General features: G+C 42.6%; 13 protein-coding genes. 6 read left to right on the forward strand and 7 right to left on the reverse strand.

Going from position 1 to position 18342, the window contains the following annotated elements:
• Positions 1-9: 9 nt before the first annotated feature.
• Entirely contained in the window at positions 10-1233 is a 1224-nt protein-coding gene (srmB, locus tag E2H97_RS15380; protein ID WP_121838924.1) for an ATP-dependent RNA helicase SrmB, read from the reverse strand.
• Between the two features lie 296 nt (positions 1234-1529).
• Between srmB and E2H97_RS15385 the strand changes: the two genes are divergently transcribed.
• The gene (locus E2H97_RS15385; RefSeq protein ID WP_133407950.1) at positions 1530-2948 is read left to right on the forward strand and encodes a hypothetical protein; all 1419 of its coding nucleotides are present in this window, start codon (positions 1530-1532) and stop codon (positions 2946-2948) included.
• Positions 2949-3006: 58 nt separating this feature from the next.
• Positions 3007-3444, forward strand: coding sequence for a nuclear transport factor 2 family protein (locus E2H97_RS15390; protein ID WP_133407951.1), 438 nt, complete (start codon positions 3007-3009; stop codon positions 3442-3444).
• A gap of 53 nt (positions 3445-3497) precedes the next feature.
• On the opposite strand, the gene E2H97_RS15395 is transcribed toward E2H97_RS15390, so the two are convergent.
• The 4 genes from E2H97_RS15395 to E2H97_RS15410 all read right to left on the reverse strand — a co-directional run bounded on the left by E2H97_RS15395 (position 3498) and on the right by E2H97_RS15410 (position 8792).
• Positions 3498-4562: an efflux RND transporter periplasmic adaptor subunit gene (locus E2H97_RS15395; protein ID WP_133407952.1), complete on the reverse strand. Its 1065-nt coding sequence runs from the start codon at positions 4560-4562 to the stop codon at positions 3498-3500.
• A complete protein-coding gene (locus E2H97_RS15400; protein WP_133407953.1) occupies positions 4559-7654 on the reverse strand; it encodes an efflux RND transporter permease subunit in 3096 nt (1031 codons plus the stop codon). The genes E2H97_RS15395 and E2H97_RS15400 overlap by 4 nt, the downstream gene beginning before the upstream one ends.
• Positions 7655-7778: 124 nt before the next feature.
• Positions 7779-8030 (reverse strand): hypothetical protein, encoded by a 252-nt coding sequence (locus E2H97_RS15405; protein WP_133407954.1) that lies wholly within the window; start codon positions 8028-8030, stop codon positions 7779-7781.
• A 60-nt stretch (positions 8031-8090) separates the two neighbouring features.
• Positions 8091-8792 (reverse strand): tRNA1(Val) (adenine(37)-N6)-methyltransferase, encoded by a 702-nt coding sequence (locus tag E2H97_RS15410; RefSeq protein ID WP_133407955.1) that lies wholly within the window; start codon positions 8790-8792, stop codon positions 8091-8093.
• Between the two features lie 207 nt (positions 8793-8999).
• Here E2H97_RS15410 and brnQ point away from each other — a divergent pair, with 207 nt between their 5' ends.
• The 4 genes from brnQ to recJ all read left to right on the forward strand — a co-directional run bounded on the left by brnQ (position 9000) and on the right by recJ (position 13955).
• Positions 9000-10316: a branched-chain amino acid transport system II carrier protein gene (gene brnQ / locus E2H97_RS15415; RefSeq protein WP_133408673.1), complete on the forward strand. Its 1317-nt coding sequence runs from the start codon at positions 9000-9002 to the stop codon at positions 10314-10316.
• A 60-nt stretch (positions 10317-10376) separates the two neighbouring features.
• Positions 10377-11285 carry a site-specific tyrosine recombinase XerD gene (gene xerD / locus E2H97_RS15420; protein WP_133407956.1) on the forward strand — a complete coding sequence of 303 codons (909 nt, stop codon included), beginning with the start codon at positions 10377-10379 and terminating at the stop codon, positions 11283-11285.
• 112 nt (positions 11286-11397) lie between these two features.
• The gene (gene dsbC / locus E2H97_RS15425; protein WP_133407957.1) at positions 11398-12123 is read left to right on the forward strand and encodes a bifunctional protein-disulfide isomerase/oxidoreductase DsbC; all 726 of its coding nucleotides are present in this window, start codon (positions 11398-11400) and stop codon (positions 12121-12123) included.
• 107 nt (positions 12124-12230) lie between these two features.
• The gene (recJ, locus tag E2H97_RS15430; RefSeq protein WP_133407958.1) at positions 12231-13955 is read left to right on the forward strand and encodes a single-stranded-DNA-specific exonuclease RecJ; all 1725 of its coding nucleotides are present in this window, start codon (positions 12231-12233) and stop codon (positions 13953-13955) included.
• A 2-nt stretch (positions 13956-13957) separates the two neighbouring features.
• Here recJ and E2H97_RS15435 read toward each other — a convergent pair whose 3' ends face one another.
• Both E2H97_RS15435 and fusA read right to left on the reverse strand, forming a co-directional pair.
• Positions 13958-15385, reverse strand: coding sequence for a hypothetical protein (locus tag E2H97_RS15435; RefSeq protein ID WP_133407959.1), 1428 nt, complete (start codon positions 15383-15385; stop codon positions 13958-13960).
• A 168-nt stretch (positions 15386-15553) separates the two neighbouring features.
• A complete protein-coding gene (gene fusA / locus E2H97_RS15440; protein WP_133407960.1) occupies positions 15554-17638 on the reverse strand; it encodes an elongation factor G in 2085 nt (694 codons plus the stop codon).
• Positions 17639-18342: the final 704 nt, after the last annotated feature.

An 18342-nucleotide genomic window follows, 5' to 3' on the forward strand; every position in this document is an offset into this window, starting at 1 on the left:
TCTAGATCTTTATTTTTTCTTTTTTTTCGCCTTTGCTTTCGCCTTCATCTTCACTTTATCTTTCTTTTTCGCTGGCGCTTTAGCTTCTTTATTTTTAGGACGTAAGCCTTCGATAACTCGACGCTTCAGTTTTTGCTCTGTGTAACGCTCAATTTTGCCAAGAATACGCACATCATGTGCTTCGACTAATGAAATTGCTGTGCCTTTAGCACCTGCCCGACCTGTGCGACCAATTCGATGCACATAAATATCTGCCGAACGTGGCATATCAAAGTTGATCACATGGGTGATACCTTCAACATCAATCCCACGAGCCGCAACATCGGTACAAAGGAGTACGTTTACTTCACCTTTGGTAAATTTACCCAGCGCTTGGAAACGCTGTTTTTGCTCCATATCACCACGTAAAAACGCACTGCGAATACCAGCCTGTTGCAGTAAGCCTTCAAGGCTTGCCACCACTTCACGGGTTTTAACAAAGACGATGGTGCGCTTAACATCTTCGCTATTTAACAGTGCGCACAACAATTGGAATTTATGGTTTTTGTCGTCAGCCAAATGCACCCATTGATGGATCTTGGCTTTTTCTGAACGTGGGGCATCGTCAATATTCACTTGAATAGGGTCGATAAGTAATTCATCTGCAAAACGGCGTACACCACCCGTTTCTAGCGTGGCAGAGAACAACATATTCTGTTTACGCCCTTGCGCTTCTGTAGCAATACTTTTCACAACAGTCGCAAAGCCCATATCTAACATACGGTCAGCTTCATCAATGATCAGCACTTCTACCATTTCGGCAGAAAATTGCCCTTTATCTAGGTATTCAAGTAAACGACCTGGGGTTGCAACTAATATATCTAAATTTTCTTTCAACGCCGCTTCTTGTGGAGCATACGGCACACCACCAGTAATAATACCAATGTCTAAATCCAATTCATTAGCTAGATGTGATGCATAACGATGAACTTGACTGGCAAGCTCTCGAGTTGGAGTTAGGATAAGCACACGAGCTTGCCCTGAGTGACGACGAGGAAAATCAATAAGGTGCTGCAGAGCAGGTAATAAAAACGCCGCCGTTTTACCTGTACCTGTCGGAGCCATTGCCAGAATATCACGTTGCTCCATCGCCATTGGAATGGTTTGTTGTTGGACGCTGGTCGCCGCTTTATGTCCCATATTTTTTAATGAGTTAAGTAAACTGGGATCTAAATCGAATTCTTCAAATAACATAGCGGCAAACCTGACAGTGACAAGGCGGGGGATTATATACCTAGCTCGATTGAAAGGAAATGATAAACCTCTTTTATACTTTGGCTTTTTATTTTACCCATTGAAGTTGAACACCTTACGGGATTTCAAGATACATAAATTGCCCTTAAGTAAACACTTAGATCATCACTTGTGGGTCATCTATATCAAATCTACAACTCCAAAACCTCGCCCTACTTCTCTAAATAATAATTAATCACTGGCTTACAAAAGTAACTGTATGATAGTGAGACAATCCATAACGTTTGATGAACAAAATGGCAGCAGTAAATGGGGGGACACTTCTTTGCCCTGAATTCGATGTAAGTGCCTCTACAGTACTACCTCAAAACAATGATGAAAAAATGATTGAGGCATTCAAATTATTGAATAACTGTTATGACCCCCAATTACGAGATAAGTTTGCCGAAGGTTTTCTCGCCTTAAACAAGGCTGAGACACCCGCAGAGTTAAATAGACAAGCAATACACTTAAATAAAATGCTTTATGAACATTCAGAACTAAGGTTTTATGTTGCGCATGATAGGATGAAGTATAAATCAATGAAAGATGCAGGAACTGAAATTTTCCTTGTTCTGGCTCGAAAACATAGTAGAGAACCAGTACTTCATTTCCCCAAAAAGCTACAACCTGACGTTCAAATACAAGTAATGGCTCAAGGACAAGCTAATGCTGCAGATACTACAGGTGAACCAATGTCGACATTTTCTCGGCAACTTTCTACTCTTTCACTTGGTACTGTCGCTAGTCATATTAATGAATTAGTGGGCGATCCTACTCCCCCTCCTCATCCAGTTTACAGTACTACAGAAGATGTAGGTTCAGATCCAATTCAACCATCAGAGCTCGATCTCTCTCGATTCCCTCAAGTAGATCTTAACTCTTTGAAAATCTCCAACGAACCGGTACAACAAAGACTGTTTTCTAAATACCAAAATGATGAGTCTGTCACATATGAACAAGCGCTTTTCGAGGTGATGTCAGCCCCCATGTTTTGGCAAAAAATATTTGAACACGACATTTTTCAAGCCACCAAGCATCAATTCGATTTCATCGTTCAGCCCTCAATGGATCAACTCACACTACTACAAAATAGTCTCGAATTCTTATCATTTGTGTATGCCGTCTTTGAGCATGAGCAAAGTAGAATTGAACACGATATAACTTCTATTGATGCGAAACTTCGAACTTTTTATAATGAACCAACACCTGTCGTGCTATATCCTCACTTTAATCCTGACCAAGCAGTAAGAAAAAAAACTTGGCTTCAGGGTCAATGGTTCAATCTTAAGAGTCAAATTGATCTGGTTGGCTATCTCATGCACCACCCAGAAGGAAAGTTTGAAAGTGACAATATTGAAAATTTAGCCTTAACACTGGCATGCTGGAGGAAGTCTTGTATGCAGTCAGAACTGGTTCCTGGAAGCATTGAAAAAAAAGCCAATGCAGTTAAAGAGCAAGCATTAAAAAAACAAGCTCAAAAAAGCTTGCAAGCTCACCTTAGCCGAACATTAACCCCAGCAGCACAACGATTTGTAACTCAAAACGTCAGTCAACATCCACACAGAAGTAGCCCGTATAGCTCAGTACATTCATCGGCAAACCAAACTCCTCAAGCTTCTCCCTATCATTCCCCTCACCCTTCTCGTCCAGTCTCGCCGTATTTCCAAAACTAGAGACCATCTAGACTGATAGGATATACTGTTTTTATTGTTAGTTTGATAAGAGTTTATTATGTCAAAAGCCCATTTAATCGAACTTGCTCAAGAGTACATGAAACGTCATTCCGCTAAAGATGCTACTGGTATAGCTTCCCTGTTTGCTCAACAAGGTTCAATACAGTGCTGGGGGACCAGTTCAGATGAAGAAGTACATTCGGTTTCAGAACTAGCAACGATGGTTCAACTGGACTATGACGCTACTCAATCGCTTTCTCTGTCATGTGGTGACTTAGAGGTTTTTCATACTGAAAACTCAGGTGTGGTTTTTGGCAATTGGAAAGCCGAATATCAACTGATAGGGGAAAATATGACTCATGAGTTGATGCTCAGAACGACACTTTATGCCGAAAAAGTCGGTGAAAAATGGCAGATCAGACATGCTCATTGGTCAGTTGCCGCCGATAATCAAACATTGGCAGCAGACCAACCGATTGAAATAGAACGAGTATAAAACTATGTCGCCCAATATATTGAGCGACATCGAAGAACTCTATGCTGCCACTATCAACTTGATTGTTTTTTATCGATTTTAAAGTTAACCAATTGCCCATCTTGCAAGGTTTCAGCTCCTCTAATAACCACTCGGTCTTTTTTATGGATATCGCCTTTCACCGCTATCCAATCTCCGTCGCCATCACCTAGCTCAACTTTCACTTTTACGGCTTTATCTTGCTCATTGATTTTAAATACAAAGGCGCCTTTTGAGCGCAAAATAACCGCATCTCTTGGTACCAATGTGGTCAGTGTTTGCGGTGCAATCGGTAAAGCTAATGAAATCAGTTCACCCACACTTAAATTATCGGCAATACCTAGCGGCATATTTAAACGTATTTCAAAGGTTTGTGACCGAACATCAGAGACAGGAATTAAACTTCTGATCGAAGCCGTAAACTCACCATCACTGTGATAAACCTTTAAACTATCCCCCACTTTGACGCGTTTACTGTGCTTGAGCGGGGCATGTAAGCGGATCTCTAAATGTTCGGGATCTGTCATCGCCAAAATGGCTTTTGAGCGTCCAATATCTTCCCCTTTTTGGTGGAAGCGCTGGGTAATAATCCCTGAAAAAGGTGCTTTTACGTCGGTACGATTGAGCTCATCAACAATTTCTTTTAAGCGCACTTTAGCTAAAGTGAGATTTGCTTTAGCAAGATCCCGCTGCGACTGTGCCTCATCAATTTGAGCTTCAGACACATGCTGGCTTTCTCTCAACGCCTTTAACCTGTTAAACTCTCGGCTTAATCTTTGGAAGGACACTTTACTGTGCTGCACTTGGGCTTGTTGTTTTTCTTTTGCAAGCAATAAACGGGTCTTTTCAATTCGAGCGACTACCTCTCCTTCTTTAATGTGGCTTCCCGCTTCCTGCACCCATTCTAAGCGTCCATCAACACCCGCAGTAAGCTCTGCACTTTGACGAGAGTGTACAGAACCAATCACATTGATTTTGGGTGACAAAGGTCGGTTTTGAACTTCAACAACACTAACTAATCTCGGCTGTTCGTCAGCAAATGCTGTTAACGCAGTTAAAGAAAGTGCAGCCGTAAAAGCTAAAGAGGTAAAAACGTTCATACTTCATTCCTTGTTAAACCAACTGAAGAAACACGGTAAAATTCCAATCCATGCGTTAATCGCAATAAACTCGGCATTAAGATCAAGGTAAATAGAGCGCTAAAGATCATTCCCCCAACAATCACAGCCGCTAATCCTCGATAAATTTCACTTCCAACTCCGGGAACAAGCATTAGAGGTAACATGCCAAAAATTGAGGTTAAGGTGCTCATATACACAGGTCTGGCTCTGGTGCGAACCGCCTGTGCAATTGCGCTATCAATATCGAGTCCATGACGAGTGCCTTGGCGTGTTTGATCCACTAATAAAATGGCATTATTCACCACTAAACCCAGAAGAATAATAAAACCTATCATGGTTAATAGATCTAGGCTCTGAAAACTGAATAGATTTAATAAACGTAAACTGACCACACCGCCACAAACAGCCAATGGCATCGACAGTAAAACCAATAAACTGTCTTTCACCGACTTAAACATGGCCGCCATCAGTAAGAATAGGATCAGCACAGCAAGGGCAAAGTTAAGGCTCATTTGTTCTATGGCTTGTTTCAGTTTATCTGAGCTGCCTCTAAATTGAACCGAAGTGTTCTCAGGTAAATCAGCCTTGATTTTCGGCAATGCTTTTACGGTAATTTGCTCTAGAGCTTGATCTAACGACATGTCAGCAGGCGGAAAAATCAATAGACTGACGCTACGTCGACCATTCACCCTTTGCAGCTGCGTTGGTCCTACTGCTCTGTGAATGTTTGTTAACTCGCCTAATGTTTGAATGCCTGCTTCATTAGTATAAATGGGCGTAGCGGCAAGCTGTTCAGGCACTTGCCACCTAGGAGCTTTAAGCAATACATCCATGCGCTCATTACCGTCAAAATATTCTCCAACAAATAACCCTGAGGTGTATGCTCGAACAGCATTAGCTAATTGAGTTTTATCAATGCCTGCTTGTGCCAAGCGACGTTCGTCAGGCACTAATTGCAGTTCGGGCTGTGCCAATGATAATCCAGGAATTGGGCGAACAACGGCGCCGGGTAATGCCTCTGTAATATGTGCCATCCCTTTACGTGCCGTTTCCATTAGGGCTTCATTGTCTGCCCCTTGCAAATCAATATTAATGGCTCGACCACCATTAATACCAAATTGCAGCAATGTTCCTCGGTTAGTAAAAGCTTGCGTGTCAGGTAAGCCTTTTAACAATTCTGTTTGCAGCAGCTGCATCATTTCATCGATACGGCTTGGGTCCTCTGTGTAGATAAATAAGACGTTAAACGAATTATAAACCGACAGGTTATAACCCTTAATATAGGGCTGTTGCCGTTTATCATAATAAGGTTTCAACCGCTCAGTAATAATTGAGCCCAGTTCTTTCTCTAACACTTTGATATTTGCACCCGGCGGTAAAGAGAAGAAAGTAAATATCCCGTCTGACTTGGCTTGCGGCAAAAAATCAGGACGAGGCATTAATACCGCCGTAAGGGCACTCGTTCCCAAAATCAAACCAACACACCATGAAGCTGCCAAAGTTTTATTTCGAGTAAGACGCTGAATAAAAGCGGTTAATTTATCCCAAACCTGAACCTGTTTTTGAGCTTGGCTAATGGGAGCGTACTTGAGCCAAAGTAAACTGAATACTGGTAATAGGGTGATAGCGCTAATGAATGAAGCTACTACCGCAACGGAAAGCGTTAAGGCTAAGTCAGAAAACAGCTGCCCTTCTACACCCGTCATAAATAAAATCGGCAAAAATATAGCCACAGTCGTTGCTGTCGATGCGAGCAGTGCACCTTTGACTTGTCCTGTTCCTTCCAATACCGCTTGTTTGAGCGAACGACCTTGTTGGAGTAAGCGCACAATGTTTTCTTGCACAATAATGGCGGCATCAAGCACCAACCCGACCGCAAATGCCAAACCTGCTAACGAAATCACATTTAAGGTTCGGCCTAAGGCTTCCAATGAAATAAAGGCGATTAATAAGGCTACGGGGATGGTTGAGGCAATCATCAAGGTGGCTGGAAAACTTCTTAAAAACGCGAATAGGATAACCAGTGCTAACACCACGCCAATGACGATATTCCCTTGAACCAGAGCAATCGCACGTTTAATGTGGACTGAGGCATCAAAAGATAAATCCATTACCAAGCCCGCTTCTTTTAACGCCCCGTTATTCAATTCATCAATCGCTTTGTTCACCCCTTTAAGCACTGTTACAGTATTCGCATCAAATGTGCCTTCAAGGGTAATGTAATACGCTGGGTATCCATTACGCTTAGTAAACCCTTGTTGTTCTGAGCTGGTTATTTCGACATCAGCCACTTCATTTAGATAAATAGGGCGGCCATTGTTATAACTTAAAATCAGCTTTCCTAAACTTTCAGGGTGATATTGACCAATAAATCTAACCGTATATTGTCGGCGTCCAACATTTGCTGTCCCACCAGATACATCAGAGGCGCGCAGTAAAACACTACGAAATTGTTCGACGGTGATCCCTAATGCCGCAGCGCGATACGGATCAAAATTAATGTGTAACTCTTTGGGTAATCGCCCCGCTAAATGAACATTAGCGATCCCATTAATTTGCCTTAGTCTTGGCTCTACGACATCATCAATCAGTTTCTGATAATAAGTGAAATCTTGATTGGGGTTATCAGGAGCAGTACGGATCAGCAAAGACGCCATCCCCGGAGCGCCGCCCCCGCCGCCACCAACGTTGATGAACGGCTCCATTGCATCTAATGGTCTGGGAGGGGTTTGATTTAACGCATTAATGACATTGATCATCGCCTCTTGCATATTGGTGCCCACTTCAAAAGTGAGTGTCACCATGCCGAAGCCTTGGGAGATATGTGAATTAACTTCAATGACGCCTGTCACTCGTTTGAGGACATTTTCTTGCGGCTCAATAATGTTCGACTCCATCTCTTGAGGAGCTGCTGAGCGCCAGTTATTCATGACTGAAATTTGTGGCTGCTGGATATCAGGCAACAACCGAATAGGGAGTTTGGATATGGCAATTAAACCAAATACAGCTATGAGCAGTACAGCAACAATAGTTCCAGCAATATTCTCGGTACTGACTTTGGTAAGACTCATCGCGATTCCTTGCGAAGGGTTACAACAATTAACCCAGCATCCTACCAGCTACAGCCTAAAAATGAACAGTAAAACATACATCTTCATTACAATTTGTAACAATTTTGAAATGTACGGATTAAAATCAATCTCCACTGCCACCGCTGTCACCTCCATCTCCCCAACTGGAACCACCACCATCTACACCATTGGAGTTTGATTTTTTTGAGCTAGACGACCAATTAAAAGAACCAGAAATAACGAGCAAAATATAAGCAATGGAAAAGACGATAAAGAGTTTGCGAAAATCAAGGATGGCATCACCAGCAATATAAATATCGTAGGCCAGTACGCCAAGCATAATCACAAAACTGAGCAAGAGTTTGGTTTTCATCATAACTTTCCTTGTTAGGGCGTGTTCAAAACCAAGCTACTGATGTTTTGGAGGAAATGCAATTTATAGGTTTAAATAGAAAGCCTTGGTGAGTGTAACCATTTCTTCAGTATAAGTATTATCACGCTCTCTTAAAATCAAACTTTCTTCTAATACCTCACCGCCAGCAAAGTTAAGCTCAAGTAATAACCGCCTTGCTGTCTTTCCTCTTACAGGAATAACTTGCACACGTTTACTGACTTGTAATTGACTTACCGATAATGCCTGTAAAAAATTGACCTCAACTTCACAAGGTAATATCAAACTTGCACAACCATTTTGGCTTAACAAGCTTTGCATGCTTTCGATCAAATGCTGAAAAGTGAGGGTATTGGTATGACGAGCATTAGCTCTTGATTCATCAGTAGTTTGAGGACCAGTTAGAAAATAAGGGGGATTACAAATAATATGCTCAAATTTTTTATCTGAACATGCCACATAATCTCGAATACATATGTGCTTGACTGTGATCCGTTCAGGCCATGGGCCTGCCGCAACATTTCTCTTTGCCACCTCACAGCTGGCTTGATCATATTCCACCGCCACAATTGAAGCGTTTGAGCGTTGGGCTGCCATGAGCGCTAACACGCCACTCCCCGTTCCTATATCAAGTACTGTGTTTGAATGTGAAAGGTTTGCCCATGCCCCCAGGACTATGGCATCGGTACTCACAGGCATTCCACAGCCTGAATCATCAATATGAAATTGTTTTAATGTAAATGGCATAAAAAAGAAAATATGGCTAAAAGTACGACAACAGTATGTTCTGAAGGGGCATTGTGCCTAAAAATAAGTGCTAGAGCTAACATTCTTCTCCCTACTTTTCTTTAAACAGTAGCCAACGGACTTAATTTCGAATAAGTTATCAATAAAAATAATTATTAAATCAACAAAGTTTAAAATTAACAGAGGTCTGCTGTGCAAAATAATCAAATGAGTGTCGCTGACACATTTGGGCTTGGCTTTATGACATTCGCCTTTTTTTTAGGAGCGGGTAACCTAATTTTCCCTCCATTCGCGGGCATGTTAGCTGGCGAAAACATGAGCTGGGCCATGATTGGCTTTCTGATCACCGCCGTCGGTTTACCGCTGTCAGGCTTAATTGCCGTTGCTCGCGCCAAAGGTAATGTCATGGGCATGTTACCCGCTTTTGCTGCGACCGCATTAGCCGTTGCCATTTACATCATTATCGGCCCAGCATTTGCGGCACCTCGCACAGGGCTTGTCGCTTACGAGATTGGGGTACGCCCATTTTTAGAGCACACTTCTGCCGTTTATCATATTGCAGGATTAGAATTAAACGTTACTCAAATGTGGTCAACGCTAAGTTTCTTTGTCATTGCCATGGTATTGGCACTTTTCCCTGGAAAATTACTCGATAATGTCGGTAAAGTGCTTACTCCTTTACTTTTGACATTGTTAGTCGTGCTGGCCATTTCAGTCATTATGTTCACAGGCTCTGCGCCAGCTGCACCACAAGGTGATTATGCCTCTCAACCACTGGCTAAAGGTATTATTGAAGGCTACAACACCATGGATACTTTAGCCTCATTAATGTTTGGTATGCTGATCATCGATGTTCTGAAAAAGAAAGGGGTCAGTGACCCTAAAGCCCAGACTCGTTATTTGGTTAGAGCGGCTATCATTGCGGCATCTGGTTTAGCTTTCGTTTATGTATCACTATTTTTCTTAGGCACCAGCGCTGGTGATTTAGCCAAAGGCACCACCAATGGCGGTCAAATCTTAACAAACTTTGTTGATTTCCAATTTGGTAGTTTAGGTACGATTCTATTATCAACGGTAGTATCTCTGGCCTGTTTGACCACAGCAGTCGGCTTGATTGTAGCCTGTTCTGAATTTTTTGAAGAGTTGATCCCAGCCTTTAGCTATCGCCCATTGGTTGTTTTCTTCAGTGCGATATGTGCATTAGTGGCTAATGTGGGTTTAAGCCAGTTAATTTCCATCAGCATTCCAGTACTCGTCACCATTTACCCTGTTGCCATTGCACTGGTAGCAATCACTTTTGTGACCACTAAGCTTGCTCGTCCTGAGTTTTCTCATCGCTTAGTGTTAAGCGTGGCATTGGTATTTGGAATTATTGATGGACTAAAAGCGGCAGGCGTCGATATGAGTGCACTTAAATTCTTACCACTGTTTGATGACGGTATGGCATGGGTGATTCCAACCTTCTTTACCATCATTGCATGCGTTGCCATTCCTCGCCATAAATCACTAGAAGCTAAGGCATAACCTTGTTTCTCGGCTTACCTGTTCGTACAATTGACGTAATCATCGTTAATTTATGTACTTATGGTAAGCCGACATTCCTACCAATCCGACCCTATCATAGAGCAGTTTTTAGATGAGACATGGTCTATTCATGGTCTTAGCGACAACACTCTTTCGGCTTATCGAACCGACTTACGTCACCTTGATAAATTTCTGCAACAACAAAAAACATCATTACAGGCTGTAGAGCTTACTGATCTGCAAGATTTTATAGCCCACCGCACCGAAATCGGTACCTCTAAAAATAGCCAAGCGAGAATGCGCAGCTCAATGCGACGCTTTTATTTGTTTCTGTTACAAAAAAAGTTGATCCAAAAAGATCCAACAGCGTTACTCGGCAAAACCAAACTGGACGCACGTATTCCAAAAAGCTTAACGGAAGAAGAGGTCGAGCAACTGCTTTCAACCCCAAGTGATGATGATGTGATTGAAGCTCGAGATAAAGCCATGCTAGAACTGCTTTATGCCACAGGGCTACGTGTTACAGAACTGGTTTCACTAACGATTGAACAAGTCAGTTTACGCCAAGGTGTTATCCGTATTGTCGGTAAAGGCGGTAAAGAGCGTTTAGTTCCACTAGGTGAGGTCGCTGGTGAACAACTGGAACAATATCTTAATCTTGTTCGTCATGAGCTTGTCGACACCGCCAGCTCTGACGTGCTTTTTCCCTCAAGACGAGGCCGACAAATGACCCGCCAGGCCTTTTGGCATCGGATTAAACACTATGCCTTAAAAGCTAACATCCAATCTGAGCTATCCCCCCATACACTCCGTCATGCCTTTGCGACTCATTTATTGAATCATGGTGCTGATTTACGTGTCGTACAACTTTTATTAGGGCACAGTGATTTATCCACCACTCAAATTTATACTCATGTAGCTAAGGCGCGATTGCAAGAATTACATGCACAGCATCACCCGAGAGGTTGAACCAATACAAAACCGCATAGTCATAAATTTGATTTAACCACCATTTAACGGTAACTTTTAGACCATAAATCCGGTCTAAAAAAATGAAAGACTTAATCCAATAGGAACCCTAATGAAGTTTGCCCGTATCATGTCACTATTTACCGCATTAATGGTGACCTCGGCATTTGCCGTAGCTCAATCGCCACAATTACCCGACGACAATGCCATTAAAGCAAAAGTTGAGGGAACACTCGATTTAAAAGTGTTATCAATGCAAGACTCTCCTGTTCATGGTTTATATATCGCCATGACTAATCGTGGAGTGCTTTATATCAGCAATGATGGTTCTAAAGTCATTCACGGTAATATGTACGATTTAGATAATCGAATGAAAAATTTGACTGAAGCAGCGTTAGCTAAACCTCGAGTACAGCAGCTTAAAAAGTTTGAAAAAGACATGTTGGTTTATAAAGCCAAGAATGAAAAACATGTGATTACTGTATTCACCGACATCACTTGTGGTTATTGCCGTCGCATGCACAGCCAAATGCAAGAGTACAATGATTTAGGGATCACTGTTCGCTACTTAGCCTTCCCACGTGCAGGCGAAAATTCATCAGTAGCCAAAGAAATGAAATCCATTTGGTGTGCAAAAGATCCATTAAAAGCGATGGACGATGCTAAAGCCGGTAAAGATGTTGCGAACAAAACTTGTCACGCCAACATTGCTGCTCAATATGAACTTGGGCAAAGCTTTGGTGTAAATGGTACGCCTGCAGTTGTTCTAGATGACGGTACGCTTATCCCAGGTTATCAACCACCTGAGCGCATGCTACAAACCATTGAGCATCACTAATTCACTCTATAGAGTTTAATTAAAACCCCTAAAGCCACTGACTCAAACAGTGGCTTTTTTGATACACTCAGTGTCGTTTCATAATTCATAATAAGAGAATCACTCCTGTGCTAAAACCCATTGTTCGCCGCTCAAATGTCGATGATTCACATCTACCCAATTCTCTACCACCATTGTTAAAGCAGTTGTATGCTCGTCGTGGTGTGATGGCGGAACAATGCCAAACGGGCTTAGCAGGACTACTGCGACCAGATACGTTAAAAGATTTGCCTAAAGCTGCCGCTATCATCAGTGATGCCATTGAAGCCAATAAGCTCATCACTATCATTGGAGATTTTGATGCCGACGGTGCAACATCCACTTCGGTATGTATGTTGGCGTTACGCTCAATGGGTGCTTATAAAGTCAATTTTCTTATCCCTAATCGCTTTGATTATGGCTACGGCCTAAGCCCTGAAATCGTGGATTTGGCTCATCAACAAGGCTCTGAGTTATTGCTTACTGTCGATAATGGTATTTCATCTATATCAGGCATTGCCCATGCGAATGAACTAGCCATTCCAGTGGTGGTGACAGATCATCACCTAGCTGGTGAAGAGTTACCTCAAGCTGCTGCCATTGTGAACCCTAACCAGCCAGACTGTCCGTTCGCCAGTAAAGCAATTGCGGGTGTGGGTGTGGCATTTTATTTGATGACCGCGATTAAAGCTGAGTTAGTTCGCCGCCAATGGTTTGAAAAGCAAAATATCACGCCACCGAATCTCACCTTCTTATTGGATATCGTAGCGTTAGGTACAGTAGCGGATGTCGTACCTTTAGACGCTAACAATCGCATTTTAGTTGAAGCAGGATTAAGGCGAGTACGTAGCGGTCAGTGCCGCCCCGGTATCACAGCGTTACTGGATATTGCCAAACGCAACCCCAGTAAAGTAGTCGCTAGTGATTTTGGATTTGCGGTAGGACCAAGACTCAATGCTGCAGGTCGCTTAGACGAGATGTCTTTGGGTGTAGAGTTGTTGATGTGCGATGACATGAGTAAAGCCAGACAAATGGCGTATGAGCTAGACTCCCTCAACCAAGAACGACGTGAACTAGAAGCTGGTATGCAGCATGAAGCAATGCAAAAGTTAGCTTCATTAAGCCTTCACGATGATGATTTACCTTGTGGACTTGCCATCTATCAAGAGGACTGGCATCAAGGGGTGATTGGCATTCTGGCCTCACGGATCAAAGATCGTTATCACCGACCTGTCATAGCCTTTGCTAAAGCTGAAAATGGTGAAATTAAAGGCTCTGCACGCTCTATTAAAGGCTTACACATGAGAGATCTGTTAGCCGATATTAATAATCTTGCCCCCGATCTCATTATCAAATTTGGTGGCCATGCCATGGCTGCCGGTTTATCCCTTAAAGCCGACGCTTTTCCTCGCTTTGCTGAGCTGTTTGAACAATTAACCAGTGAACGTCTTACTCAAGCACAACTTACTGGTGAAATTTTCACTGATGGTGAGTTACCTCTGCAATTAATGGAAATGGAAACCGCTAATCTGATCCGCTATGCGGGACCGTGGGGGCAAGAATTTGAAGAGCCGTGCTTTGATGGGCAATTCCATATTATCCAACAGCGTCTAGTTGGGGAAAAACACTTAAAGTTAGTATTGGAATCTTTATGTGGCACCATGATGTTTGATGCGATTGCGTTTAATGTGGATCTGAAACGTTGGCCAGATATGCAGGCTAAAACCGTTGAGTTGGTGTATACCCTAGATGTGAATGAATTCCGTGGTAATCAGTCATTGCAATTGATGGTAAAACAAATAAAGGCGGCGTGATCTTAACTTCTAAGGTTTCTTAATCTTTGGTGCATTTCATCATCTTCATCACTGGATTGTACCTCTTCAACCCTTGGAGGTGCACTAATATCATCCCAATCGTCGCCTTCATTTTCACTGTCACTTTCAAGGTTACCCTCACCATCGACAGGCACTTGTAGTAAACGATTATGCCAATCATCAAGAGACTCTCCAGGTAGTCTTGGTTCTAGGTCAACATCATCAGGCTCTGCATCATTTCCATTCTCAGCATCCATTTGTGCCTGCTGGAGTCTCAAGTTTTGTCGCAACAGTTCATCATGAGTAGGGCCATCTGGTTCAGCTTCTATTTCCTCTTGCTCATCCAGCTCGAAATTTCTATTTCTTAATAAACGCTCAACAATATCTTTTTGTAATGGCGTTAATCTCTCATCCTTCATCAATTTAACCATGTCAGGCTTTTCACCATCCGCTAACATAGTAAATCCACCTAAGGCTATTCTGATAGCTGCTGAAATTCTGTCGGCATATTTTAATCTGGTATGTTCATCTTTAATGTTTAATTTGGTTAGAATTTTATTGATGATAGCGCCAAGTGAATCACCGTGCAGTACTAAGCCATCATTTCCTCTAGAACGACTTACAGCATCGTAACTTGCACACGAAGTGTCAATAATCGCTAACCCCAAATTACCAACAGCTATGACTAATAAGGGTGACGCCATTCCCGCACTGAATATGGTTACAGGTATAGCTACCGCTGTTAGACCTGCGCTCAACGCTAATGAGCCAACGCGATGCCCCACTTCTTTTTTAGCAATTCCTTGACGAAACTCAGCTATTTGCCTATCACGCTGCGCTTTAATGAACTTCCCCTGCATTTCCAGCCCTTCAATTCTGCGTGCTTCCTCAGGGTCGACGGGAGGCTCTGGGTCAAGCCTTCTTATTTCATCTTCGCCTATTGTCGAGTAGGTATCTTCACCTTCAATTGGATCATCATAATCTGGAGCAGCCGCATCACTGGCTTCTGATGCATCACTCGCTGTGCTGGCAATACTGGCAGAGCGGCTAGAACGAGGTGAGGGTGCATTACTCTCAGAGGAGTCTGATAAGCTACGATCGTGCAGACGATTATAAAGATCATGTGGCACAGGTAGACTTAAGCCGTCTTCGAGTTCATCTTCTGACGAATCATGACCACTTGGAAAACCAGGAATAAGCGTTGAGGGTAAATCATTAAAGTCTGGCCTTGATACAGGGGCTGGAGTGGTAGTTTGATTGGAAAGTTCACTTGGATCAGGTAAATCTACTTGAGAGTAATCAAACGATGATGCACGAGCTAAGCGCGCAGAGCGGCTACAAGATGAGCTGCTTAAATCAAGCTCATCTGAAGATGTATCATAATTATCGTTAACAGGGGTAAGGTCACTTGGTCTAATTACGTCTACCATATGTACTCCACTAACTATTATCCCCCGTCTTCCTTAAGATAATAATAGTTGGGGTATTGTAGCTAAGCAATTGAATTAGATTAGACTTTGATTAAATTTGATTCATAAAAAAACCGCTGAATCTATTAAGAATCAGCGGTTTTTATCGTTACAGAGTAAAAGCTACAATTACTTGTTTGCTTCTCTTTCTTTAACGTCAGCAATTACTTTTTCAGCAACGCTTGCAGGACATGGAGCGTAGTGTGAGAACTCCATAGAGAACTGACCACGACCAGAAGTCATTGTACGTAGAGAACCGATGTAACCGAACATTTCTGAAAGCGGTACGTCAGCCTTAATACGAACACCAGTTACGCCTGCCATTTGGTCTTTGATCATACCACGACGACGGTTAAGGTCACCGATTACGTCACCTACGTTGTCTTCTGGGCTGAATACGTCAACGTGCATCACAGGCTCAAGAAGCTGTGCGCCAGCTTTTGGCATAGATTGACGGAATGCACCTTTAGCAGCGATTTCGAACGCGATAGCTGAAGAGTCAACTGCGTGGTATGCACCATCAGTTAGTTCCATTTCAACGTCTAGTACAGGGAAACCAGCAACGGTACCAGTAGCCATCATAGACTCGAAGCCTTTCTCAACTGCAGGCCAGAATTCTTTAGGTACGTTACCACCAACTACTGAAGAGCTGAACGTGAAGCCTGAGTTTGGCTCACCTGGACGGATAACATAGTCGATCTTACCAAACTGACCAGAACCACCAGACTGCTTCTTATGAGTGTAAGAATCTTCAACGATTTGAGTGATAGTCTCACGGTAAGCTACTTGTGGCTCACCAACGATTAGGTCAACACCGTAAGTACGCTTCAAGATATCAACTTTAATATCTAAGTGAAGTTCACCCATACCTTTAAGGATGGTTTCACCTGAATCTTCGTCAGTTTCAACGCGGAAAGATGGATCTTCTGCAACCATTTTACCGATTGCGATACCCATTTTCTCACTACCACCTTTATCTTTTGGAGATACAGCGATAGAGATTACTGGCTCTGGGAATACCATAGCTTCAAGAGTACATGGGTGCTTAGGATCACATAGAGTGTGACCAGTTTGCACGTTCTTCATACCCACGATAGCGATAATGTCACCCGCTTGAGCTGAATCTAGTTCGTTACGCTCGTCTGCTTGCATCTCAACCATACGGCCAACACGCTCAGTTTTACCTGTTGCAGAGTTAAGAATGGTGTCACCCTTCTTGATACGACCAGAGTAGATACGTACGAAAGTAAGCGCACCAAAACGGTCATCCATAATCTTGAACGCAAGTGCTTTTAGAGGCTCATCAGCGTCAACGATAGCGTGCTCGCCAGTCTCGTTACCTTCTTCGTCAGTTAGAGGCTGTGGATCAACTTCTTGTGGAGCTGGTAGGTAATCAACAACAGCGTCAAGTAGAAGCTGCATACCTTTGTTCTTGAACGCAGAACCACAGTAAGTTGGGAAGAACGCCATAGTACGAGTACCAGTACGGATACAACGCTTGATGTCTTCGATAGAAGGCTCTTCACCTTCCATGTAAGCTTCCATTAGATCGTCATCTTGCTCAACAGCAGTTTCGATCAGTTGCTCACGGTATTCTTCAACCATGTCAACCATGTCAGCTGGAATGTCTTCAACGCTGTAGTTCTCAGCTTGTCCAGTTTCATCCCAAACGTAAGCTTTACGAGAAAGTAGATCTACAACGCCTTTGAATTCGTCTTCGATACCGATTGGCAATACCATTACCAATGGGTTAGCCGCTAGAACGTCTTTAGTTTGCTTAACAACACGTAAGAAGTCAGCACCCATACGGTCTAACTTGTTTACGAAGATGATACGAGCAACTTCAGATTCGTTCGCATAGCGCCAGTTAGTTTCTGATTGTGGCTCAACACCACCAGAACCACAGAATACACCAACACCACCATCGAGAACTTTAAGAGAACGATATACTTCAACAGTGAAGTCAACGTGTCCAGGAGTGTCAATTACGTTTAGACGGTGCTTGTTCCACTCACAAGTAACAGCCGCTGACTGAATGGTAATACCACGCTCAGCTTCTTGCTCCATGAAGTCAGTAGTAGATTCACCATCGTGAACCTCACCGATTTTATGGATTTTACCGGTAAGCTTAAGAATACGCTCAGTGGTAGTAGTTTTACCCGCATCAACGTGAGCAAAAATACCAATATTTCTGTATTTTGATAAGTCAGCCATGATTCAACTTTAATCTAGTTAGGTTAAGAAGTAGACGGAGTATGCGAATAACCGACACACCACACATCAGAATAAAGGGATCGTTTCGAAATAATTTGCCAATTTGTTACTGCTGAAAATTGACAAAATCAAGGCACGAATCATGAAGCTTAGTAAACTAAGCGATTGATGAGTAACGCCGAGTGTGTCAATTTTAAGCGTAACCCTTTGGGCTGCGCTCATTTTCAGCTGATGCTGCGTTGTCGAGCGCTCATGTAGAATAACTACACGTCGCACTCTCCGCCTTGCAACACCAGAAAATGCACGGCAGCAAATGGGTAAATTATTTCGACACGATCCCTAGGGCGCATATTGTAAAGTGGAACGGGCACAGGCGCAATTAGCTAGTGCAAATTTTAGCGATTCTAACGCTAGGCACATAACACCAACAAAAATAAGCCTTTATAAACATAACCTTACAGAATTACTTTTCTGAAACTTTTTTTTATTACATAGTCTAAATTGAGCTAAATCCATTGATTTTATTAAGAAGGTACATTTCCACACCCATTCGCAATTGTAATCACGCACTTACTTCTTCTTTATAGCAATTATTGCATCTTAAAAGCTCATGGAGGTCATTATCGTCTTATAGACAAAAGCGAGACTTTCTCACTTTTTAGTCGAAAATAAGCTCAAAATTAGAAGTTTACTCACACTCAAAT

It is taken from the genome of Parashewanella tropica, from assembly GCF_004358445.1.
GTDB classification, from domain to species: Bacteria; Pseudomonadota; Gammaproteobacteria; order Enterobacterales; family Shewanellaceae; genus Parashewanella; species Parashewanella tropica.

Bases quoted from the DNA above. Each gene is read 5' to 3' on its own strand.
- xerD (WP_133407956.1), top strand. From the start codon at position 10,377: ATGGTAAGCCGACATTCCTACCAATCCGACCCTATCATAGAGCAGTTT.
- brnQ (WP_133408673.1), top strand. From the start codon at position 9,000: ATGAGTGTCGCTGACACATTTGGGCTTGGCTTTATGACATTCGCCTTT.
- E2H97_RS15390 (WP_133407951.1), top strand. From the start codon at position 3,007: ATGTCAAAAGCCCATTTAATCGAACTTGCTCAAGAGTACATGAAACGT.
- E2H97_RS15385 (WP_133407950.1), top strand. From the start codon at position 1,530: ATGGCAGCAGTAAATGGGGGGACACTTCTTTGCCCTGAATTCGATGTA.
- E2H97_RS15405 (WP_133407954.1), bottom strand. From the start codon at position 8,030: ATGATGAAAACCAAACTCTTGCTCAGTTTTGTGATTATGCTTGGCGTA.
- E2H97_RS15410 (WP_133407955.1), bottom strand. From the start codon at position 8,792: ATGCCATTTACATTAAAACAATTTCATATTGATGATTCAGGCTGTGGA.
- srmB (WP_121838924.1), bottom strand. From the start codon at position 1,233: ATGTTATTTGAAGAATTCGATTTAGATCCCAGTTTACTTAACTCATTA.
- E2H97_RS15400 (WP_133407953.1), bottom strand. From the start codon at position 7,654: ATGAGTCTTACCAAAGTCAGTACCGAGAATATTGCTGGAACTATTGTT.
- E2H97_RS15435 (WP_133407959.1), bottom strand. From the start codon at position 15,385: ATGGTAGACGTAATTAGACCAAGTGACCTTACCCCTGTTAACGATAAT.
- dsbC (WP_133407957.1), top strand. From the start codon at position 11,398: ATGAAGTTTGCCCGTATCATGTCACTATTTACCGCATTAATGGTGACC.
- fusA (WP_133407960.1), bottom strand. From the start codon at position 17,638: ATGGCTGACTTATCAAAATACAGAAATATTGGTATTTTTGCTCACGTT.
- E2H97_RS15395 (WP_133407952.1), bottom strand. From the start codon at position 4,562: ATGAACGTTTTTACCTCTTTAGCTTTTACGGCTGCACTTTCTTTAACT.